Source organism: Nocardia bhagyanarayanae, assembly GCF_006716565.1.
GTDB classification, from domain to species: domain Bacteria; phylum Actinomycetota; class Actinomycetes; order Mycobacteriales; family Mycobacteriaceae; genus Nocardia; species Nocardia bhagyanarayanae.
Map to the genome: position 1 here is coordinate 4,237,341 of NZ_VFPG01000001.1, position 20,724 is coordinate 4,258,064.

21 protein-coding genes are annotated in these 20,724 nt (G+C 69.2%); 7 read left to right on the forward strand and 14 right to left on the reverse strand.

All coding sequences use genetic code 11. The features are described from left to right. Positions 1–16: 16 nt before the first annotated feature. A complete protein-coding gene (locus tag FB390_RS18200) occupies positions 17–790 on the reverse strand; it encodes an SDR family NAD(P)-dependent oxidoreductase (RefSeq protein WP_141810010.1) in 774 nt (257 codons plus the stop codon). 96 nt (positions 791–886) lie between these two features. Further along, a complete protein-coding gene (locus FB390_RS18205; protein WP_246124086.1) occupies positions 887–1,828 on the reverse strand; it encodes an alpha/beta hydrolase in 942 nt (313 codons plus the stop codon). A gap of 259 nt (positions 1,829–2,087) precedes the next feature. On the opposite strand from FB390_RS18205, the gene FB390_RS18210 reads away from it, so the two are divergent. Together FB390_RS18210 and FB390_RS18215 are read left to right on the forward strand one after the other, a co-directional pair. Next, the gene (locus FB390_RS18210; RefSeq protein WP_141810012.1) at positions 2,088–3,233 is read left to right on the forward strand and encodes a pentapeptide repeat-containing protein; all 1,146 of its coding nucleotides are present in this window, start codon (positions 2,088–2,090) and stop codon (positions 3,231–3,233) included. Positions 3,234–3,314: 81 nt separating this feature from the next. After that, the gene (locus FB390_RS18215) at positions 3,315–3,908 is read left to right on the forward strand and encodes a hypothetical protein (RefSeq protein WP_141810013.1); all 594 of its coding nucleotides are present in this window, start codon (positions 3,315–3,317) and stop codon (positions 3,906–3,908) included. 247 nt (positions 3,909–4,155) lie between these two features. On the opposite strand, the gene FB390_RS18220 is transcribed toward FB390_RS18215, so the two are convergent. Genes FB390_RS18220 through FB390_RS18240 form a run of 5 tightly spaced genes read right to left on the reverse strand, consistent with a single transcriptional unit; the run spans position 4,156 to position 9,411 of the window. Then, positions 4,156–4,791 carry a TetR/AcrR family transcriptional regulator gene (locus tag FB390_RS18220; protein ID WP_246124087.1) on the reverse strand — a complete coding sequence of 212 codons (636 nt, stop codon included), beginning with the start codon at positions 4,789–4,791 and terminating at the stop codon, positions 4,156–4,158. Positions 4,792–4,801: 10 nt separating this feature from the next. Continuing rightward, positions 4,802–6,295, reverse strand: coding sequence for a flavin-containing monooxygenase (locus FB390_RS18225; protein ID WP_141810014.1), 1,494 nt, complete (start codon positions 6,293–6,295; stop codon positions 4,802–4,804). Further along, on the reverse strand, positions 6,292–7,176 hold the full coding sequence (locus FB390_RS18230; protein WP_141810015.1) for an SDR family NAD(P)-dependent oxidoreductase: 885 nt from the start codon (positions 7,174–7,176) through the stop codon (positions 6,292–6,294). The genes FB390_RS18225 and FB390_RS18230 overlap by 4 nt, the downstream gene beginning before the upstream one ends. Further along, on the reverse strand, positions 7,160–8,068 hold the full coding sequence (locus FB390_RS18235) for an alpha/beta fold hydrolase (protein ID WP_141810016.1): 909 nt from the start codon (positions 8,066–8,068) through the stop codon (positions 7,160–7,162). Before FB390_RS18235 ends, FB390_RS18230 begins: the two co-directional genes overlap by 17 nt. Then, positions 8,065–9,411 carry a cytochrome P450 gene (locus FB390_RS18240; RefSeq protein WP_141810017.1) on the reverse strand — a complete coding sequence of 449 codons (1,347 nt, stop codon included), beginning with the start codon at positions 9,409–9,411 and terminating at the stop codon, positions 8,065–8,067. The genes FB390_RS18235 and FB390_RS18240 overlap by 4 nt, the downstream gene beginning before the upstream one ends. Before the next feature lie 335 nt (positions 9,412–9,746). Between FB390_RS18240 and FB390_RS18245 the strand changes: the two genes are divergently transcribed. After that, positions 9,747–10,097 carry a hypothetical protein gene (locus tag FB390_RS18245; RefSeq protein WP_141810018.1) on the forward strand — a complete coding sequence of 117 codons (351 nt, stop codon included), beginning with the start codon at positions 9,747–9,749 and terminating at the stop codon, positions 10,095–10,097. Here the strand turns inward: FB390_RS18245 and FB390_RS18250 are convergent. Beyond that, entirely contained in the window at positions 10,026–10,532 is a 507-nt protein-coding gene (locus FB390_RS18250; protein ID WP_141810019.1) for a hypothetical protein, read from the reverse strand. The two genes, FB390_RS18245 and FB390_RS18250, sit on opposite strands and share 72 nt — an antisense overlap. Here FB390_RS18250 and FB390_RS18255 point away from each other — a divergent pair. Both FB390_RS18255 and FB390_RS18260 read left to right on the forward strand, forming a co-directional pair. Beyond that, positions 10,513–10,932, forward strand: a complete 420-nt coding sequence (locus FB390_RS18255) for a YciI family protein (RefSeq protein ID WP_141810020.1) — start codon at positions 10,513–10,515, stop codon at positions 10,930–10,932. The two genes, FB390_RS18250 and FB390_RS18255, sit on opposite strands and share 20 nt — an antisense overlap. 15 nt (positions 10,933–10,947) lie before the next feature. Continuing rightward, positions 10,948–12,225 carry an RNA polymerase sigma factor gene (locus FB390_RS18260; RefSeq protein ID WP_141810021.1) on the forward strand — a complete coding sequence of 426 codons (1,278 nt, stop codon included), beginning with the start codon at positions 10,948–10,950 and terminating at the stop codon, positions 12,223–12,225. Between the two features lie 14 nt (positions 12,226–12,239). Here FB390_RS18260 and FB390_RS18265 read toward each other — a convergent pair whose 3' ends face one another. Further along, on the reverse strand, positions 12,240–13,532 hold the full coding sequence (locus tag FB390_RS18265; RefSeq protein ID WP_185757073.1) for an NtaA/DmoA family FMN-dependent monooxygenase: 1,293 nt from the start codon (positions 13,530–13,532) through the stop codon (positions 12,240–12,242). Positions 13,533–13,615: 83 nt separating this feature from the next. After that, complete coding sequence (locus FB390_RS18270; RefSeq protein WP_141810022.1) at positions 13,616–14,416, reverse strand: LLM class flavin-dependent oxidoreductase; 801 nt, start codon at positions 14,414–14,416, stop codon at positions 13,616–13,618. A 166-nt stretch (positions 14,417–14,582) separates the two neighbouring features. Between FB390_RS18270 and FB390_RS18275 the strand changes: the two genes are divergently transcribed. After that, positions 14,583–15,728, forward strand: coding sequence for an AI-2E family transporter (locus FB390_RS18275; protein ID WP_141810023.1), 1,146 nt, complete (start codon positions 14,583–14,585; stop codon positions 15,726–15,728). 18 nt (positions 15,729–15,746) lie between these two features. Here the strand turns inward: FB390_RS18275 and FB390_RS18280 are convergent, their stop codons facing one another. Continuing rightward, complete coding sequence (locus FB390_RS18280) at positions 15,747–16,688, reverse strand: formylglycine-generating enzyme family protein (protein ID WP_141810024.1); 942 nt, start codon at positions 16,686–16,688, stop codon at positions 15,747–15,749. 222 nt (positions 16,689–16,910) lie between these two features. Here FB390_RS18280 and FB390_RS18285 point away from each other — a divergent pair, with 222 nt between their 5' ends. Beyond that, positions 16,911–17,297, forward strand: a complete 387-nt coding sequence (locus FB390_RS18285) for a hypothetical protein (RefSeq protein ID WP_141810025.1) — start codon at positions 16,911–16,913, stop codon at positions 17,295–17,297. A gap of 151 nt (positions 17,298–17,448) precedes the next feature. On the opposite strand, the gene FB390_RS18290 is transcribed toward FB390_RS18285, so the two are convergent. From FB390_RS18290 to FB390_RS18300, 3 genes are all read right to left on the reverse strand, one after another. After that, positions 17,449–18,753, reverse strand: a complete 1,305-nt coding sequence (locus FB390_RS18290; RefSeq protein WP_141810026.1) for a bifunctional o-acetylhomoserine/o-acetylserine sulfhydrylase — start codon at positions 18,751–18,753, stop codon at positions 17,449–17,451. A 41-nt stretch (positions 18,754–18,794) separates the two neighbouring features. After that, on the reverse strand, positions 18,795–19,310 hold the full coding sequence (locus tag FB390_RS18295) for an OsmC family protein (RefSeq protein ID WP_141810027.1): 516 nt from the start codon (positions 19,308–19,310) through the stop codon (positions 18,795–18,797). Positions 19,311–19,451: 141 nt separating this feature from the next. Next, the gene (locus tag FB390_RS18300; protein WP_141810028.1) at positions 19,452–20,609 is read right to left on the reverse strand and encodes a hypothetical protein; all 1,158 of its coding nucleotides are present in this window, start codon (positions 20,607–20,609) and stop codon (positions 19,452–19,454) included. Between the last annotated feature and the right edge of the window lie 115 nt (positions 20,610–20,724).

A 20,724-nucleotide genomic window follows, 5' to 3' on the forward strand; every position in this document is an offset into this window, starting at 1 on the left:
GCGGTGGGGCCGCCTGTCAGAACATGCTGTAGCCGCCGTCGATCAGCAGGGTGTCGCCGGTGTGGTAGGCGCTGGCCGGGCTCGCGAGATAGACCGCGACCGCCTCGAAGTCGCCGGGTGATCCCCAGCGCCGCACGGGGATTCGCGGCTGAACGCGTTCCCTGAAGCGGTGCCAGGCGAAGATGTGCTCGGTCATCGGGGTGTCGATCCAGCCTGGGAGCACGGCGTTGGCGCGGATGCCGTGCTTGCCGAGTTCGACGGCGATCGAGTTGATCACCGCGATGATGCCCGCCTTGCTCGCGGCGTAGGACTGGCCGCGCGGCACACCTTGCCTGGCCGCCAGGCTGGCGGTGGCGACGAGGCTGCCGCCCGCGCCCTGTGCCACCATCACCTTCGCGGCCTCGCGCAGGGTGACGAAGGCGCCGTCGAGGTTGACCGAGGTGACGCGGCGGAACTCCGCCAAGTCGGTGTCCAGGAATGGCGTCATTCCCTGTGCCACACCGGCATTGACGAAGCAGGAGTCGATGCGCCCGAGTTCGGCGGCGGCGCGCGCGACGGTGTCCACGATCTGCTGCTCTTCGGCGACGTCGCAGACGAGGGGAAGCACACGGCCGCCGAACTCGCTCAACTCGGCGGCGGCCGCGGCGTTGCGCTCGGCATTGCGACCGACGATGCAGACGTCGGCCCCCGCACGCGCCAGGCCGCGGGCGAAACCGAGCCCGATGCCGGAGTTGCCGCCGGTGACGACGGCGACGTGGCCGCCGAGATCGAAGGGGGAGACGTCGGTCATGAATAGGTCCTTCCGTCGGCGACACTGCCTGCGCTCGACGGTACCGGGGGCGATCGAGCGCGACGGCCCCGGCGGGCGCCGGGGCCGTGCGGTCGGTCAGGCGCCTACCGATGTCAGCAGCATGCCGAGGGCGTTCTGCATCTGGGCGCGCCAGGCGGGCCAGTCATGGCCGTGGCCCTCGACGTAGCGCTCGTCGACGGTGGCGCCGAGCTGCTGGAGGCGGTCGACGAAGCGGTAATTCTGTTGGTAGACCGCCTCTTCGACGGCGCCGCTGCGACCGTAGGAGACGAACAGGGGCTTGCCGGTGAGTTTCGCGGCCTGGCTGTAGGGGTTGTTCTGCTCCCAGATCGCCCGCTGGGCGGGGATGTTGTAGTCACCCCAGACGCGCTTCCAGTCGGCGGCGCAGCCCTGGCCCGGCTTGTCCGGGTCGCCGGGGGCGCCGGAGGCGTGCAGCGGGTCGACGTTGCCGCTGAAGGAGGCCGCGGAGCGGAACATGCCCTGGTACTCGGCCGCGAACTTCATCGCGCCGAGGCCACCCATGGAGTTGCCCGCGATGGCGCGGGTGGTGTTGGCCTTGTAGGTGGATTCCAGGATGGTGCGCACGTCTTCCAGCAAGTACTTCTCCCAGGCGGGCGCGCCCCATGCGCCGTTGTTGTACCAGTCGGAATAGGCACTGCACCAACTGGTTTCGGGCAGCACGAAGATGGCGTTCGCGTCCTTGGTGAGCGCTTCGAGGTCGCCCTTGTCGGTCCAGGACTTGTGGTCGTCGAAGCCGCCGTGCAGTACCCACACCGTGGGCCAGGTGCGGTTCGCGTCCTTGGACCAGCCTGGTGGCAGCAGTAATCGGACGACCTTGACCGACCAGTCGGGGTCTTCCAGGTTGGGCGAGGAGATGCCGATGTCGAGGACGCGGTCGCTGACCCGCGCCTCCCAGCGCACGATGCCCGCCGCGTCTGCGGGCGTTCGAGGGACGAAAGTCAATGCGACACCAGCCAATACGCTGACGATCGCGAGCGCGATTCGGATCGGTCCGGACACAGTGGATCCTTTCGGTACGAGCTGTCGCAGAGGAAGGTAGTCGAGTACCCGGTTCTGCGAATAGCAGTGTTCGTGAAACCGTGAACACTTACCAGACGCGAATTCCTCTGGCGCTCGGCACGCCCGGCCGTCGTGCAGCGGGGCGAGGGCAGGACCTGGGGAACGGTGTCGGGTTCGCTGATCGGTGTGGCCGGGGTGGTGGTGCCGTCGAGTTGTTGATGCCGTTCGCTGGGCAGACCCACGATCGGCGTGGTAGACGATGTCCATGCGTGGCGGGAAAAGGCTGAAGCCGCAAAGGGTTCAGAAGCTGCGGTTGATCATTGTGGCAGCGGCGAGCATCCTGTTGATGGGCGGCGCCGCTGCTGTCACGGTGGTGTCGGTGACCTATAGCACCCGCGCGTTCTGGACTATTGCGGCGCAACCGCTCGCAACCGTGTTCACCGGCGCCGGTGCGGTTACTGCCGCCTGTCTCATCTTGTTCAATGGCCATCTGGTTCGCAGGCAGGAAGACAAGCATCATCGCGAGACGGCTGCACGCGAAGGAGAGATCGCGTTACGGGATCGCTATACATCGATCGCGGGCCAGCTTGCCGACAACAGTCCCGCCGTCCGCATGGCGGGTGTGTACGCCCTCGTTGCGCTGTCCGATGATTGGCATGCGTTCGGAAATGATCAGGAGCGTCGGGTCTGCGTCGATTTGCTCCGTGCTTACATACGGGTTCCGATGCCCGAACCGGTCGATGCGCCGGACGGCCTCAGCGGTGCGGGAGAACGCGAAGTGCGTCAATCGATTGTGCGGTCGATCTCCTACCGCCGACAGCTCGCTCAGGGTGACGATCGGTCATGGTCGTCGATCAAGACAACGTTTTGGAGGTCGATTCTCCCGGGGTGCGCCCTGCAGGACTGCAAGATGCCTGGATGGCAGCTCACCGGAGCTGTTCTTACCGAGGCAAGTTTGGCTGGTGCAGATCTATCCGCAGCGATATTGCGCAGTGCTCGACTGGAACGGGCGGATCTCACAAAAGTGAATCTGCAGGGAGCCGACCTTCGAAACGCTGCGGCGGCTGGGGCGAATTTCGAGAAGACCGATCTGAGTGGTGCGTACCTGTCGGAGGCAGATCTCTCAGGTGCCAATCTGACTGAAGCTCGATTGAGTACTGCGGCTCTGCTGGCGGCCAAGTTGACTGGCGCAGATCTGACGAGAGCGGATTTGTCCGGAGCAGATCTGCGAAGTGCCGACCTCACTGGAGTGATCTACTCCGCGGACACTCGGTGGCCCGACGGGTTTCGTCCTCCGCCGGACAGCACCAGCAGTTCCCCTAGCTCGACCGAAACGACAGTTGGTAGACCGCCGTTTGCTTTCGGTCGATTGGATCGAGTATGGCAGCGTCTTGACCGCCGCTGATCAAAGCGGGGTAGCGCTCGGCCCGAGCGTCGCCTGCGCCCCCCGGCCGGATCCTGCGCAAGCGTACGAGAATATGTGCGGGTGGATCTTGCTCAAATCAGAACACGCATCAGTGACCTCGCGAGCAGGTTCGGTGTGCAGCCTCTTGAAGTCGAACTGGGGAAGGTGCCGAAGGCGCTGCCAGAAGGTGCGCGGGTACTGGTTCGCAAAGGTCGGCCGGTTCTGGTGATCGGTGCAGCCTTCGACAATCACTTGCGGGCTGAGCAGGACTACATTCTCGCAAGTGCCATGCTGATCATGGACTACGCCATGAGGAGGCGGCTCCTGTTCGCGTACACCGTTTCGCTTTCCGTGGCACTGCCGCTCGGGTTCATCAGTGGCGGCGCGATAGCGAGCGGCGCACCGGCGTGGCTGGCGATCCCAGTGCCGTTGGTCGTGTGGGCGGTCTGCTATGTCGCAGCGCATATGGCGAGGCTCCGACGCTTCGCCTACCGGGTGGACCGCCGGATGGTCGAGGTGATGGGGCAACCGCTTATAGGCATGATGCTCGACTTCGACCACCGGATGCGGGACAGCCGCCCGGGTCTCGTCGGCGCCGCTTTGAATTTTCTCACTCCCCACCCGTCCCAGCGGGCGCAGCGCCTGGACGCCGGCCCCGTAGCGACCGTCATGTAGGTGGGCGGCGCGCCCGAGCCGGTCCGCGGGTTTGGGTGACGGTCTCGGCCACGAACAGACGGGTGCGGCCGAGGTCGATGTCACGCATTCACGTCGACCCGTCTCATCGAGGGCATCGAGGCGGGATGGTAAGGCTGTTCACCTCGGTGGCGATGGCGGCCGAACAGTCGACCAGCGGGCTGGCCCGCGCTGTGCCGGGGTGTTCGGCGAGGTGGCGGCGCCACCCACTAGCGACTTCGGGACAAACCTACTCGCGGCCCTCGGGTTCGTAGCGCGGACCGAGGAGGGCGATGGCGGTCTCCACGGCCACCTCGACGAGGTCGGAGACGTCCTCGCCGTCCTCCACGGCGGAGGCGATGAGTTCGCGGTAGCCCCCATACAGGATGGTGGCGGTCCGGCGGGTCGCTCGGTGCACGCCGGGCGCTCCGAACTCCGGTGTGGCGGTGAGGTTTTGGATCAGGCCGACGAACGCGTCGGCGGCCTCGCGGTGCAGTCGCCGCGCGTCCTCGCCCAGCGCCGGTGTGTCGCGGATCCAGGCGAGGGTGATCGTCCGGTCGGTCTTCGACGCGTCGATCCATGCCTCGATGGCCTGGCGGACCTGTGTTCGCCACGGCGCCCGCGGATCGACGGCGTCGTAGATCCGCTGGATCGTCTCGTTGTTCCGTTCGGTCAGCAGCGCGATGAAGCAGTCCTGCTTGCTGGTGAAGTGCTCGTAGAAGGTGCGCCGCGAGGTGCGCGCGGCCCGGACCACGTCGGCCACCGTGGCGTCGCGGTACCCGCGCTCGCGAATCGCCTCCGCCATCGCGTCGAGCAGCCTGCGGCGGAAACCGGATTCCGGCGCGGTCTCGGCGGCGGTCGTGGTGGCGGGCTCGGCGCGGGTCACATCGACCAGGTTAGTGACCGCCCGGCTCCGCGAGCACGTCGGATCCGGCGCGGTGCCGCGTCGCTCGGGCGAAGCGGAGGGTGCCGTCGTCGATCCGGCCGTGCCGCAGGGTGAGCACGTCCTGGGCGTAGTTCATGCCGAGCCGCCACGGCGCTCGCGATCCCGCCTTCGGGAACCGGTCCAGCGAACGCAGGACGTAACCGGCCTGGAAGTCCAGCAACGGCCTGGCGTCGATCGCCGGGTCGGGCACTGGAACGCAGTAGTCGTAGCTGTGCGCGTCCATGTGCCGCAACAGCCGGCAGACGTATTCGGCGACCAGATCGGCCTTCAACGTCCACGAGGCGTTCGTGTAGCCGATGGTGAACGCGAAATTCGGCACCCCGCCGAGCATCATGCCCTTGTAGGCCATCGTCTCCGGCAGCGGGACCTCCCGCCCGTCGACGGCCAGCCGGATGCCCCCGAGCGCGAGCAATCGCAGACCCGTCGCGGTCACCACGATGTCGGCCTCGATCTCGGCGCCGGAGGCCAGCCGCAGCCCGCGTTCGGTGAACCGGTCGATCCGGTCGGTGACCACCGACGCGCTGCCGTCGCCGATCGCCCGGAACAGATCGGCGTCCGGCACCAGGCACAGCCGTTGATCCCACGGGCCGTAGGCCGGGTTGAAGTGGACGTCCACCTCGTAGCCCTCGGGCAACTGCTTGATCGTCTGCTCGCGGATGAACTTGCGCATCATCGCGGGCCGCCGCTGGCTGAGCTGGTAGATGAGCGTGCTGATGAGCACGTTCTTCCATCGGGTGACGGCGTAGGCGCGGCGCGGCCCGAGGAGCGCGCGCAAGCGGGTGGCCACGGCGTCCACGGTCGGGGCGGACAGGATATAGGTGGGCGAACGCTGCAGCATGGTGACGTGGGCCGCGTCGCGCGCCAGGGCGGGGACCAGCGTCACCGCCGTCGCGCCGCTCCCGATCACGACGACGCGCCGACCCGCGTGATCGAGATCGTCGGGCCAGTGCTGCGGGTGCACCACGCGGCCGCCGAAGTCCTCGATACCGTCGAACTCGGGGGTATAGCCGCGGTCGTAGTGGTAGTAGCCGCCGCAGACGTAGAGATACGAGCACGTCATGGTGACCGTCGCGGCCGCGTGCTCGACGGTGAGCGTCCAGCGCGCCGTCCCGCTGTCCCAGGACGCGTCGACGACCTTGTGCCCGAAGCGGATTCGCCGGTCGATGCCCGCCTCGGTCGCCGTCGCGCGCACGTAGTCGAGTATGGCCGGTCCATCGGCGATCGCCTTGGCGTCGGTCCACGGACGGAACCGGTAGCCGAGGGTGTGCATGTCCGAATCCGATCGAACGCCCGGATAGCGGAACAGATCCCAGGTGCCACCGATCGTCTCGCGCGCCTCCAGCACGAGGTAGGTCCGGTCGGGGAGAGCCGTCTGCAAGTGGTGGGCGGCGCCGATGCCGGAGAGGCCGGCGCCGACGATCACCACGTCGAGATGTTCGCTCATGCTTGCGCCTCACTGGCGCTCGGCTCCGGCCTGCGTGCGGCGCGACCCCTGGCCCGTAGGCGACGTTCCAGCGCCGCGATCACGGCGTAGTAGTGGGTGGGCGTGATCCGCGCCAGCGCGTCGAAGAGGTAGGCGTCCGGCCCGACGAGGATGCGCGCCTTGCCCTGTTCGACGCCCCGGATGATGATGTCGGCCGCCTTCTCTGGCGAGGTCAGGGTGACCGCTTCGAAATCGGCCGCCATCTGCTCCTTGCTGCGCCCGAGGCCCTCGGGATCCTTGCGCACCCTGGCATTTCGCGCGATGTTCGTGGTGATGCCGCCGGGGTGCACGTTCACCGCCGAGACGCCGGTGCCCCGAAGTTCCTGGCGCAGTGCGTCGGTGAAGCCGCGCACCGCGAATTTCGCCGCGCAGTAGGCGCTTTGGTTCGGCATGCCGACCAATCCGAACACACTCGACGTATTGACGATCACGCCGCTGTCCTGCTCGACGAGCAGCGGCAGGAAGGCGCGCGTCCCGTTGACCACACCGTCGAAGTTGATCTGGCGCAACCACTCGTCGTCCTCGGCGTTCGCGTCGAGCACCGACGCGGAGACCGCGACCCCCGCGTTGTTGAACACCGCGGCCAAGGGCGCGGTCAGCCAGTCCCGCACCTCGTCGGCGAACGCGCGCTGATCGGCCGCGTCGCGGATGTCGAGCACCCGGGTCAGCACAGGACCGGCGAGCGAGGCGGCGGTCTCCTTCAGTCCCGCCGCGTCGATGTCGGCGATGGCCACCGGCGACCCGCGGCGGGAAAGATGCTGGGCGAGTGCGCGTCCGATGCCGGAGGCGGCGCCGGTGATCATCGCCGGGTGACCGGACAGGGGCTTAGCGGTTCGGGGCATCGGTGCTCCTGGTGGCTGCGGTGCGGATGTGATCGTCGATGAGTTCGGCGAGCGTCGGCCAAACGCCCTCGGGCAGATCGTGACCCAGGCCGGTCAGTGTGTGCAGGCGCGCGCCCGCGATGGCGCGGGCGGTGACGGCGCCGCCGGTCGGCGCCACCATGAGGTCGCGATCGCCGTGCAGCACCAGTGTCGGCGCGGTCACCGCGCGGAGTTCGCGAGTCCGGTCGCCGGACTTCAGGATTCCCGCGAGCTGGCGGCCGACGCCCGCGGCGGGCAGCGGGTCGCGATCCCACACGAGCGCCGCCGCCGCGCGCACCGCCGCCTCGTCGAACGGATAGCCCGCGGACGCGATGTGCCGGTACATGCGGACGGCGGCGTCCACGTGCTCGGCGCGGGTGCGCGGTGGTTTTCCGAACATGCGGCGCCAGGTCGAGAGCGCCGGGCGGCCGACGCGCGGCGCACCGGTCGTGGACATGACGGAGATCAGCGAGGCGACCCGCTCGGGATGGCGCGCGGCGACGGTCTGCGCGATCATGCCGCCCATCGACATGCCGACCAGGTGCACGGAGCCGAGATCGAGCGCGTCGAGCAAACCGACGGTGTCCGTGGCCAGATCGCCCAGCTCGTACTGATCGGGATGCCAGCGCTTGCGCAGGAAGTCGAGCGGGCCCGGCGGCGGGAAGGTGAAATGCGTCGACTCGCCGACATCGCGATTGTCGAAGCGCAGCACCGGATGACCGCGTTCGGTGAGCAGGCGGCACAGGCCGTCGGGCCACGCGTGCAGCTGCTGGCCGAGTCCGGCGATCAGGACGATCGGCGTCCCTTCCGAGCCGCCGAGACGCTGGTAGGCGAGGTGGACGCCGCGACCGACGTCGGCGCGGCCGTCGATCATGCCGTCACCTCGGCGGCGCGCGTGTCGGCCGCGACCGCTGGGCGTGGCGGTCGCCTGCGCACGACCGCCCGGCCCTTCTTGGCGGGCACCAGCGCCACGCCGCGGAAGTGCGCGCGCTCGTCCGGCGCGGTGCTGGTCTCCAGCGTGAAATCCCGGAGCAGCGTGCGCAAGACGACGTTCATCTCCATCGTGGCGAAGGCAGCGCCGATGCAACGGCGCGAACCGCCGCCGAACGGGATCCAGGTGAAAGTGCCCGGTCGCACCCCGACGAACCGGTCGGGGTCGAAGGTGCGCGCCCTCGGGAAGAGCTCCTCGTTGTCGTGCACGAGCCGAATGCTCACCAGCACGTTCTGGCCTTTGGGCAGCGTCCAGCGTCCCAATGTCATCGACTCGGCGCGCACCTTGCGCGCGGTCGCGTCGATCACCGGCCGCACGCGCTGCACCTCGAGCAGTGTCGCCTCCCGCAGCTCCGAGCCGCCCGCGTCGACCTCGGCGACCAAGCGCCGCAAGATATCCGGATGCCTGCGCAACCGTTCGACGGTCCAGGCCAACGTCGTCGCGGTGGTCTCGTGTCCGGCGGTCAGCAAGGTGAGCAGTTCGTCGGCGATCTCCCCGTGTGTCATCGCGGAGCCGTCGTCGTAGCGGGCTTGCAACATCATCGACAGCACGTCGTCGCGATTGCCGAGCTCGGGATCGGCGGCGGCGCGGGCGATGAGTCGCGCGACGATCTCGTCGTAGTTCTTGCGGTGCGCGGCGAATCGGGCCCACGGCCCGTAGCGGCCGAGGAACTTCCGCGGTACGGGCAAGGCCGCCAGCGCGGATCCGACGAGAACCAGCCGGGGGAGCAGATCGCGCAACTCCTCGAACTCCCGGCCTTCCGCGCCGAACACCGCGCGCAGGATCACGTTCAGGGTGATCCGCATCATCGAGTCCATCGTCGCGAACTCGACGCCCGAGGGCCAGGTCGCCAGCTCCCGTTCGGTTTCCTCTTCGATGAGCGCCTCGTACACCGCGAGTCGTTTGCCGTGGAAGGGCGGGGTGAGCAGCTTGCGCTGCTTGCGGTGTTCGGCCCCGCTCAGCGCGAAAAGCGAACCGGGACCGAGGAATTGGCCGAGGTTGACGTCCAGGTTGTCCGCGACGTCGCTGCCCGCGGTGAACAGCGCCTTGACCTCGGCGGGATCCGAGATCACCACGGTGCGACCGAATCTGGGCATGTAGACCGTGAACGCGGAGCCGTATTTGCGGCGCCAGTGCCGCCAGGCGCGGGTCCGGCCTGCCACGATCGCGAGGCTCTGGACGAGCGGTGGCGTGGATGGTCCTTCGGGCAGTGTCACGGTGCTCATGCGCCATCTCCCAGCGTGGTACATCTATGTACCATTCGCACGGTACACGTATGTACCAGGCTGTGGCAAGGGTCACATTCTCGCGATCGGCCCTGGCCGATGCCGCGGACAGCGCCGGTACGACGCGGCCGTTCGCCACGGCGTCGGCCGCGGTCCGCAGCGCCTCCGAGATCGAGGCCGTCTCGACCGACCCCTGGCTCGCGGGAATCCCGCATGGCAGGAGTCGTGATCAAGGTGGTCGGGCTCGCGGCCGGGCCGGTGTCGGCGTCGTCGCCGACTCGGCCCCGGCGCGTCGTTGACGAATAGGACGGGCTCCGCTGGGCACCATTGCTGGTATGGGAGATCCGAGGTCGGAGCTGACTTACGTGGTCGAGATCTCGCTACCTGGCCGGTTGGAGGAACGGTGGTGGCGGGTCAGCAACTCCGGCACGCCCGCGCAGACGGCGGCGGCGCTGTCGGAGTTGGCGACGCGGATCTACCGCGATCTGCTCGGGCCGGGCGCGGGCGGCCTGCACCGGGGCCGATGCTGGTATCACTGCCTGGTGTGCGGGCCGGACGGCACGGTCCTCGACGAGGTCGAGGGTTTGGTGCAGGCGTTCCTCCTGTCCGGGGAACTACGGACGGTGTCGGCGACGATCACCGCGCGGGCGCGCCGCCTGCGTGACCAGCGGCGCGACGTCCGCTGACGTGCCGATCACCGCGCGAGTCGAGGAACCGGCACGGCTCCCAATTCGGTTCCGGAGCATCCCGACCGGCAGCGCGCTCAGCCACTCGTCGTGCAGCGGAAGGTCGCGACGGACCCAGGTGCCCAGCGCCGCGGAGAGGTCGACTGCGTCGGCGAGGACGTCGAGCGTCCGCAGCGCCGCCTCCCGCGCCGCCTCTGCGGGCAGGCCGATGGCGGCTTCCAGTTCGTCGGCGTCGCGGGCAGTGCGCGCGGCGGGCCGATGAGCGCCGACCGAACCGCGTTCATCGACAGCGCGACATATGCTGCCCGCGATCGCCGGAAAAAAGTTCGGCGCCGGTGTCGATCCGTGGCGATCCCCGTTCGACCTATGGGCGAGAGGGTCCGCGAGGGACCCGCACAGCACAGGGAGACAAACCATGAAGTACATGCTGATCATGCGCGCCACCGACGAGGCCTACGCGGCGATGGGCGAGATCGACTTCGACAAGATGCTCGAGACCATGGGGCGGTTCAACGACGAGCTGATCCGGGCGGGCGTGCTGCTGGCCGCGGAGGGCCTCGAGGACGCCGCCGAAGGCGTTGTCGTCGACCACTCCTCGGAGACGCCCGTGGTCACCGACGGTCCCTACGGCGAGACCAAGGAGCTGTTCGGCGGCTTCTACATCCTCAACGTGGCGTCGAAGGAAGAGGCGATCGAGTGGGCCAAGCGGATGCCGATCCTCGGTTCCGGCTTCAAGACCGAGATCCGCCGCGTCCCGACGATCGACGAGTTCCCGCAGGACAACGTGTGGATCCAGAAAGAGCGGGCGTGGCGCGAAGCCACCGGCCAGCTCTGAGCGGGCGGACCGGCGATGGCCGACCACTCCGGCCGTGAGGCCGTCGCCGCCGTCTGGCGGATCGAGTCCGCGCGGATCGTCGGTGCGCTCGCGCGCTACACCGGCGATTTCGCGCTGGCCGAGGATCTCGCCCAGGAGGCGCTGGCCGAAGCGCTGGTGACCTGGCCGCGGGAGGGCGTGCCGCGCAAGCCCGCGGGATGGCTGCTCACCGTCGGCAAGCGTCGCGCCATCGACGCGTTTCGCAGGCGCTCCGCCCTCGACGAGAGGTACGCCGCCCTCGCCGGTGCGCTGGGCGAGGGCGGTGCCGCCTCCGGTGGCGAGCCGGCCGATCCGGCCGGGGATGTGCTCTGGGACCCGGACCAGATCGATGACGACGTGCTGGCGCTGATGTTCATCTCGTGTCACGAGGTGCTGCCGAGGGAGGCGCGCATAGCGCTCACCCTGCGGGTGGTCGGCGGTCTCACCAGCGACGAGATCGCCAAGGCGTTCCTCGTGCCGACCGCGACCGTGCAGGCCAGGATCACCAGGGCGAAGAAGACGCTGGCCGCGGCGCGGGTGCCGTTCGCGCTGCCCTCGGCCGAGGAGCGGCGCGCGCGGCTCGGATCGGTGCTCAGCGTGATCTACGTGATCTTCACCGAAGGGTCGACGGCCAGCTCCGGTGACGATCTGATCCGGCTCGACCTGGCGAGCGAGGCGCAGCGCCTCGCGCGGGTGCTCGCCAGGCTGGTGCCCAGCGAACCCGAGACGCACGGCCTGCTCGCGCTGCTCGAACTGACCGCGGCGCGGTTCCCCGCCCGTACCGGCCCCGACGGGCAGCCGGTGCTGCTCGAGCAGCAAGACCGCCGCCGCTGGGACCGCGGCGCGATCCGGCGCGGCCGCGCCGCCCTCGCCCGTGCGGAGCAGCTCGGCCGCGGTCTCGGCGCCTACGGCTTGCAGGCGGCGATCGCGGAATGCCATGCCGTCGCGCCGTCGGTGGACGAAACCGATTGGGAGCGTATCGTTCTTATCTACGAGGCACTCGGCAGACTCGCGCCGTCCCCGGTGGTCGACCTCAACCGGGCGGTCGCGGTCGCCATGGCGCAGGGACCCGCTGCGGCGCTGCCGATCGTGGACGAACTGGTATCCGCTGGGGCGCTGGCGAATTCGCACCTGCTGCCGAGCGTGCGCGGTGAACTGCTCACCCGGCTCGGCCGCACGGACGAGGCCCGCGACGAACTGAAGCGCGCGGTGCGATCGTGCGCCAACGAACGGGAACGGTCGGTGTTGGAAGACAAACTCGCCGCCCTCGGTTGAGGGCGCGGCTGGGTTCATCTCGGCAGCGGCGGCAGTTCCAGATTCGCGCGGAACGTGTCACCGACGTAGTCGGTGCCGACGATGCCGCGGCGGCGCAGTTCGGGCAGCAGTCCGTTGCGGAGGAAGTCGCCGGTGCGCGGATCGTCCAGGCCGCCGAGGGCGATGACGTCGAGGACGCCCGCGTCGTAGCGTTCCGCAATGGCGTCGGCGAGCTGCTCCGGGGTGCCCGCCGCGGCCCAGTGGCCGGTGTCCTTGGCGGCGATGATCAACTGCCGCAACGTCTTTCCCGATCGGGCGAAGTTGGTGAAGATCTCGACGCGTCCGCGCCGGCGGCGCACCGCGCCGATGTCGGGCAGCAGCCGCTCGGGAATCGGTTCGTCGAGCGGAAGCTCGGACAGGTCGATACCGCCGCCGAGCATGTCGGCCAAGGCGTTTCGCCCGGCCTCGAAGTCGGTCGCCTCTTCGCGCTCCCGGACCGCGGCGCGCGCCTCGGCCTCGGTGGCGCCGTAGGTGGCGTGGAACGAGCTCATGATGAGCGGAAGCCCGTCCGCGCGACCGAGTTCGGCGGCGCGGGCGCGGATTCGCTTGGTGTAGGTGACGGCGTCTTCCAGGGTGGGCAGCGAGGTGAACACCACCTCGGCGAAGCGCGCGCCGAGCTCGATGCCGCCCTCGGATTGACCGGCCTGGAACTGCACCGGCCGTCGCTGCGGCAGCGGTGGGATGTTCAGCGGACCGCGCACGGTGAAGTACCCGCCCGCGTGGTCGATCGGTCGCACCAGCTCGGGCCGCAGCACCGCGCCGCCGCGGCCGTCGGGAGTCAGCGCTCCCGGCGCCCAGCTGTCGAACAGCGCGTTGACCACCGCGAGCGATTCGGCGGCCCGCGCGTATCGTTCCTCCGGGCTCGGCAGCTCCTGGGCGCCGTAGTTCTCCTCGCCCACCGACGAGGTCACCGCGTTCCACGCGGCGCGCCCGTTGCTGACGTGGTCGAGGGTGCCGAACAGGCGGGCCAGGTTGTACGGGTGGTGGAAGGTGGTCGTCACCGTCGCGATGAGCCCGACGTGCGAGGTCACCGCCGCCAGCGCGGACACGAAGACCAGCGGCTCCTGCGCGCCGATCGCGCCTTGCGCGCCGAAGCTGAGCAGGTCCGCTGCGAACAGCGCGTCGAACTTCTCGGCCTCCGCGATTCTCGCGATCTCGACCGCCTGCGCCAGGGTGGACCGTCGCGGATCCACCGCCGCGGCGTACACCTCGGGCGAGCCACTGACCCCCGTGACGAGTTTCAAAGGCCGTCGCCCGCGCACGCTCATGGTTTCCGACGCTATTGCCGCATACCCGCGCGGGCACGGTTTCGGATCATCTAGATCTCAACCACCGCAACGCAATCGGTTCACTACGGGCCTCTGTCGATGAGCGCGAACGCTTCGGCGCGGGTGCAGATCTCGGGCAGCTGGCGCAGCCACCAGGTGGCTCCGGCCCGCTCGTAGGCGTCCCGTTCCTCGTCGCGCTCCGGCGGGACGGCGACGGATACCTCGTAGCCGGTGAGATCGGTGCGGTAGTCCGCGATCACCGCGAGCATCTGGGTGAGTTCGCCGGGCGACGCTTCCGGGCACAGACCGTCGTAACGCGCGGCCCGGCGCAAGGGCGCGCCGCGCACGGACTGCGCCGCCACCCAGATCGGAATGCGGGGGCGCCGCACCGGGCGGGGCAGGAAACACAGGTCGTCGACGCGGTAGCGGGGACCGTCGTGCCGGACCTGGTCGCCGCTCCACAGCGCGGTGATCACGTGCAGGCCTTCGTCGAGCAGCCGGGCCCGCTCGCGCGGCTCGGCGGCCTCACCCAGTTTGCTCAGCTCACCACCGGCGTCCGCACCCGAGCCGACGCCGAGCACGAACCGGGCGTCGCTGAGTTGATCGAGCGCCACGGCCTGCCGCGCGACGTCGTGCGGACGCCGCCGCGACAACGGCGTGACCCGTGGCCCGATAGTCACACGGCGGGTCGCCAAAGCCATGGCGGCCAGCGCGATCCACGCGTCGCACACCGCGAGCCCCGGCCGGTGTGGACGCACCACGTGATCCCAGACGAAGACGCCGTCGAACCCGGCCTGTTCCGCCTCCGCCGCGAGATCGGCCAACACCCGCGGGTCGGCGAGCTCACCGAACGGCGGCAGATAGACCCCGTGCCGAAGGCTCATGGCGCCAGCATAGGCACCGGCGATCGCGCCGATCTCACCCGAAACGTGTGAAGCGCCGCCGCGCCGGCGGACTTAGCGTCGACCACGGCGGCGCACCGAAGAGCGGAGGAGCACGCATGGCTGGACACCCGACCGCGATCGCCAGGACGCGCGAGGTCGTCTCGAGTTGACCGAAAGCGGGCCAGAGCGATCGCCCGGGACCGGGCAGGCACGGAACGGCGAACCACCGGCCACGACCGCGGGAGCCTGGGCGATCCCGCGCGGCCTCATCGTGCTGCTGGCCGCGGCTAGCTCCGTGGGCGCCATCGCGGGCATCAAGATCTTCGCGAGCATCCTCGCCCCGGTCTTCCTCGCGCTGATGCTGACCATCGCCGTCCAGCCCCTCCAGTCCTGGGCGCGGCGGCGTGGCTGGCGGCCCTGGGTCGGCATGGTCGTTGCCCTGATCGCCGTCTGGTCGATCCTGATCGTGCTCATCGGCGCGTTGGTGGTGTCGGCAGCGCAGCTGGCCACCGAACTGCCCAACTACGCCGACCGGGTCGACGAGCTGCTGGACGGTGTGCGCCGCGCGCTGGCCGACGCCGGGGTGAACGCCGAGGAGATTCAGAACGTGCTGAGCTCGATCGACATCGGCAAACTCGTCGACCTGCTCGAATCGGCCCTGCGCGGTCTGCTCGCCGTCTTCTCCAATCTGTTCTTCGTGCTCGCGCTGCTGGTGTTCATGACGCTGGACGGCATGGCCATCGGCGCGAAGATGGCGGTCGTCGAACGCGTCCGGCCCGAGATCGCCTTCGCCATCGAGGCCTTCGCGCAGGGAACGAGGAAGTATCTGATCGTCTCGACGGTCTTCGGTCTCATCGTCGCCGTGTTCGACGGCATCGGGCTGTGGTTGCTCGGCGTGCCGCTGCCGGTTCTGTGGGCGCTGCTGTCGTTCATCACGAACTACATCCCGAACATAGGATTCATCGTCGGCCTGGTGCCGCCCGCGCTGCTCGCCCTGCTCGACGGCGGTGTCGGGCTGATGATCTGGGTGATCGTGCTGTACTCCGTGATCAACTTCGTCATCCAGTCGGTGATCCAGCCGAAGTTCGTCGGCGACGCCGTGGGATTGAGCGTGACGGTGACGTTCCTGTCGCTCGTGTTCTGGTCCTGGGTGCTCGGCCCGCTCGGCGCGCTGCTCGCCATCCCGCTCACCCTGCTGGCCAAGGCCGCCCTGCTCGACATCGACCCCGCCACGCGCTGGGCGAACGTGCTGATCGCCGAGAAGGCGCCGGACGTCGCCGAGGTGGACGACACCGAGCAGGGGAAGACGTGAGCGCGCTGTTGGCGCAGCTCAATCCTTCGCGACGCGGAAGCCGAGATTGCCCGTCGAGGAGACCGGTTCGCTGCCCTGGCGCGCGGAGACGCGGTACCGGCGGCAGTAGGAGAGGTGGCAGAGGTAAGAACCGCCGCGCATGACGCGCCCGGCTCCCCTGGTGGGCCCGGCCGGGTTCCGGCTCGGGCTGTGCCGGTAGTAGCCGGGAGAGAACCAGTCGGCGCACCACTCCCAGACGTTGCCGGTGACGTTGTGCAGGCCGAAGTCGTTGGCGGCGAAGGCGTCGACCGGCATGGTGCCCAGGTGCGCTCCGGGCTCGGTGCGCGGGAAGCGGCCGTGGAAGACGTTCATCCTGTGCTCCCCGCCGGGGTCGAGGTCCGGTCCCCAGGGAAACGGATCGGTGGATCCGGCGCGCGCGGCGTACTCCCACTCGGCTTCGGTCGGCAGGCGTGTGCCCGACCACGCGCAGAAGGCCTGGGCGTCGTCCCAGGACACGTGAACCACCGGGTGGTCGAGAATGTCGTCGACGCCCGAATCCGGCCCGAACGGGTGACGCCAGTCCGCGCCCTCCACCTGCCGCCACCACGGCGCGCCGACGACGCTCCTCGTCGGCGGCGTGTCCTTCGGGAGCAGGCCCGCGAAGACGAACGACCAGCCGTAGCGTTCGGCGTCGGTGCGGTAGCCGGTGGCGTCGGCGAACGCCGCGAAACCGGCGTTGGTGACGGCGTATTTGTCGATGGCGAACGAGTCGACGGTCACCTCGTGGCATGGCCCTTCACCGTCGCCCGGATAGGCCCATGGGCTTTCGTCGCCCATGAGGAACGTTCCGCCGGGGAGCGGCGCGAGCGAACCGGGAGGACGGCCGCCGCCTTCTCGCGCGGTGGGTGCGATGGTCTCGGTCGACCGTCGAGCGGTCGGTGCGCAGCAACCTGCGGTCTGGTTCTCGGAGCGATGTTCCATGGCCGTCCTCTCCCGCTTCTCCGCGGACCAGGCCGTCCCGTCACGACTGTCGCGGGTCGGCGGCCGAGCCATGGAAGGCCGGTCCACACCGGGCGGAATCAGGTGAATCCCGTCGAAACAGCAACGTCGTCAGGATAGTAGCTCGCAGTTCGCCGGATGCCTCATGTCCGAATGTCGGCTGGTATTCGCGCACGAAGCGGATCTCACCACTGCGGATGACGCGTGGCCGCCGGGGGAGTGGTCCAATCGCGAGGGCACCCCAGCGCTCTGTGCTCGCCGACTCGATCGACCTTCCTGACCGGTCGCAACATCGGCGTGGACTTCCAGAAGGAACGCCCCGGTGACCACGGCGAGTTCTGGGGCACCGCGACCCTCCACATCGACGACAAGGCGGTAGCCGACGCGGAAATCCGCACCCTGACCGGGAATTTCGCACTCTGCGGCGAAGGACTGTGCATCGGCTACGACGGCGGTGACACCGTAACCGGCCACTACCGCGGCAAATTCGCATTCACCGGCGGTGAAATCGAGAAGGTGATCTTCGACGTGGCCGACGACGCCTACGTAGACGTCGAAGCGCACTACGAAGCGGCGATGTCGCGAGACTGAGTGTTCGGCCGGATACGCCCCGGGATAGTTATCCCGGGGCGTTCCGCTCCCTACCCGGCGCTGTTCGAGCGACCCGGCTGTGATCTTCGGGCCATGCCCGGACACCCGCCCGTCACGTTCATGGGCGACCGCCGTGACAGGCAGGACTCGGTCAGACGGCGGCGAAACCGGTGCGCAAGTCGGCGAGGATGTCGTCGATGTGCTCGATGCCGACGGCGAGGCGGACCAGGCCCGGGGTGACGCCCGCGGACAACTGCTCCTCGGGGGTGAGTTGGGAGTGGGTGGTCGAGGCCGGGTGGATCACGAGGGAGCGCACGTCGCCGATGTTGGCGACGTGGCTGTGCAACGTCAGGGCTTCGACGAAGCGCTTGCCCGCGTCCACTCCGCCCGCGAGTTCGAAGCCGACCACGGCGCCGACGCCCTTGGGCGCGAGGGCGCGGCCGCGCTCGTACCACGGCGAGGAGGGCAGACCCGCGTAGGACACCGAGGTGACCTCGGGGCGCGCCACCACGAATTCCGCTACAGCTTGGGCATTTTGGACGTGCCGTTCGACGCGCAGGCTCAGCGTTTCCAGGCCCTGGCTGATGAGGAACGCGTTGAACGGCGAGATGGCCGCGCCGAGATCGCGCAGCAGCTGCACCCGAGCCTTGAGCGCGTAGGCGGGCGCGCCGAGGTCGGCGTAGCGGACGCCGTGGTAGCTGGGGTCGGGTTCGGTGAAGCCGGGGAACCGGCCGCCGGTCCAGTCGAACGTGCCGCCGTCCACGATCACGCCGCCGATGGCGGTGCCGTGACCGCCGAGGTACTTGGTAGCCGAGTGCACGACGATGTCGGCGCCGTGGGCGAGCGGCTGGATCAGGTACGGCGTCGCGACCGTGTTGTCCACGCTCAACGGGATGCCCGCGTCGTGCGCGACCGCCGCGATGCCGGGGATGTCGAGGATGTGGTTCTGCGGGTTGGAGATCGTCTCGCCGTAGAGCGCCTTGGTGTTCGGCCGGATCGCCGCGCGCCACTGGTCGAGGTCGTCCGGATCGTCCACGAAGGAGACCTCGATGCCGAGCTTGGGCAACGAGTACCGGAAGAGGTTGTACGTGCCGCCGTACAGGCGCGGGCTGGACACGATGTGGTCGCCCGCCGACGCGAGGTTGAGGATCGCGAACGTCTCCGCGGCCTGCCCGGAGGCCAGCAGCAGCGCGGCGACACCGCCTTCCAACGCCGCGATGCGCTGCTCCACGGCGTCCTGGGTCGGGTTCATGATGCGGGTGTAGATGTTGCCCGCTTCGGTCAGTCCGAACAGCGCGGCCGCGTGCTCGGTGTCGCGGAACGTGTAGGAGGTGGTCTGGTAGATCGGCAGCGCCCGCGCGTTGGTCGTGCCGTCCGGCACTTGGCCGACGTGGATCTGCTTGGTTTCGAAGCTCCACGCCTGGGTGGGGTCGGCGGGCTGCGGGGATTCGGTCATCGAGTGCTCCAGTGCGAGAGGGCCCGAAGGCGGACGGAAGGTCAGGCGGTGATCAGCGTGGTCTCGACCGGCGTCGGCGCGGTCGAGAGATCCAGGACCGGGCAGTGCGCGTCCACGGCTCGCTGGAGTTCGGCGTAGCGTTCGGCGGTCTCCGGCCCGGTGATGCGGACCGTGACGCGCACGGCTTGGAAGCCGGGGCGGACGGTGTCGTCGATGCCGAAGAAGCCACGGACGTCGAGATCGCCCTCTGCCGCCACTCGAATGTCGTCGACGGTGATGCCGAGTCGTTGCGCCCAGAACCGGTAGGTGACGACCTGGCAGGCGATCAGCGACGCCAAGTAGACCTCGACCGGGTTCGGCGCGCTGCCCGCACCGCCGAGCGCGGGCGGCTCGTCCACCCGAATCGTGTAGTCGCCCAAGGCGATCGCGCTGCCGACCGTGCCTTCCGGCACACCCGACGCACGGAAGACCACTCGCGCGTTGGCGGGATCCTGCGCGACCGCCCGCGCGGTGGCTTCCGTGATGTCGTTCAACGACGTGCTCACATTCGCTGTCACGGCTACCGACGGTAGGAACCGGCACGCGTCGTGGCGAGAGTTACATTCCCCGTGAGCTGAAAGGTAGCTGCCGACCCTTCGCCGCGCCTTGCGCACGTCGTCGGCGAGTTGCCTTGCGAGCCAGGCGCTTTGCCGCAGCGCTCAGCGGTGCCCGCCGTGATCGTGTGAACAGGTGTCGGTGCGACGGCCGTCGGCGCCGGTGGCCGCCTGCCCCGCGCCATGACCTTCCAGGGCGGCGAACGGTCCGCACTGGTGGGCGGTGATCCAGACGTGGACCATCGGATTGCCCGCGCCGGGGTTGACCGAGTTGGGCGGGCAGTTGCCCTGGGCGTCGGTGACCCCGGCGACCTGGGGACCGTTGTCGCCGGCCTTCCAGCAGAGGTTGTCGTGGACGTGCCACTGCATCAGCGGCCCGCCGTAGTCCACCAGCTCGGGGTCGTCGATCTTCTTGCCCTTGGCGATGTACATGGCCGAGACCAGGGTTCGATTCGCGCCGTCGACCCGGTAGACCAGCGACTCCGGATAGGCGGCGTCGAGGAATCGGTCGTCGCGGATGTAGCCGGTGTTGACGAAGTGCTCGTAGCCGGTGGCCGAGTCGCCGATGGAGCGGAAGCCCAGTGCGCCGATGGAACCGACGTCGGCGAACGCGGGCAGCTGGTCGAGGGTGCTGCGAACCAAGGCGGTCGCGCGCTGCTCCTGCGCGGCGGTCACACCGGGCACGCCGGACAGGTCGATCGGCGTCGCCGGATCCCATGGCCGCGGCCACGCGGCGCCGGTCCCGTGGTCGTGATCGGTGTGATCCCCGCCGGCGGCATGGGCGTGGTCGTCGCCGTGGCTGTGCACATGTCCGGCGCCGCCGAGCATCGCCGCGACGGCGAGAATCCCGGCCAGACCGGCGGCGACCGCGGTCGGTGCCGTGGGCAGGGTCGCGCCGGGGCGCACCAGGGCGACGGCCGCACCGGCGATCGCGAGCATCCCCAGCACCGCGCACGTGCTGTCGAGGAGTTGCGGGGCCTCCGCCGTGCCGAGACCGTCGGGCCACGGCAGCCCCGCGAAACGGGTGTACCCCCAGATCGCCACCGCGACGAGGTTCACCCCTATCACCGTGGCAGGCACGGCCTTTCGCGCACTCACCGACGCCAGCAGCCCGGCCGCGCACTGTGCCGCCGCCAGCACGACCATCAGCCGGGCGAGGGTGGCGTGCTCGGTGTGCAGTCCTGCGGCGAACAGGTGCAACGCACCCGCCCCGACCGATGCCACACCGCCGAGCAGCAGGAATCCGTTGCGCCCACCAGCCATGCGCGATCTCCTCTCGTATTCCGCGGATGCTACTGGGCCGGGTCGCGCTCTGGCTCCGAGAACTCGTGAGAGAACTCTGTGGTTTTCGTGCCCGGTCGCGGAGGTGACAGAACGC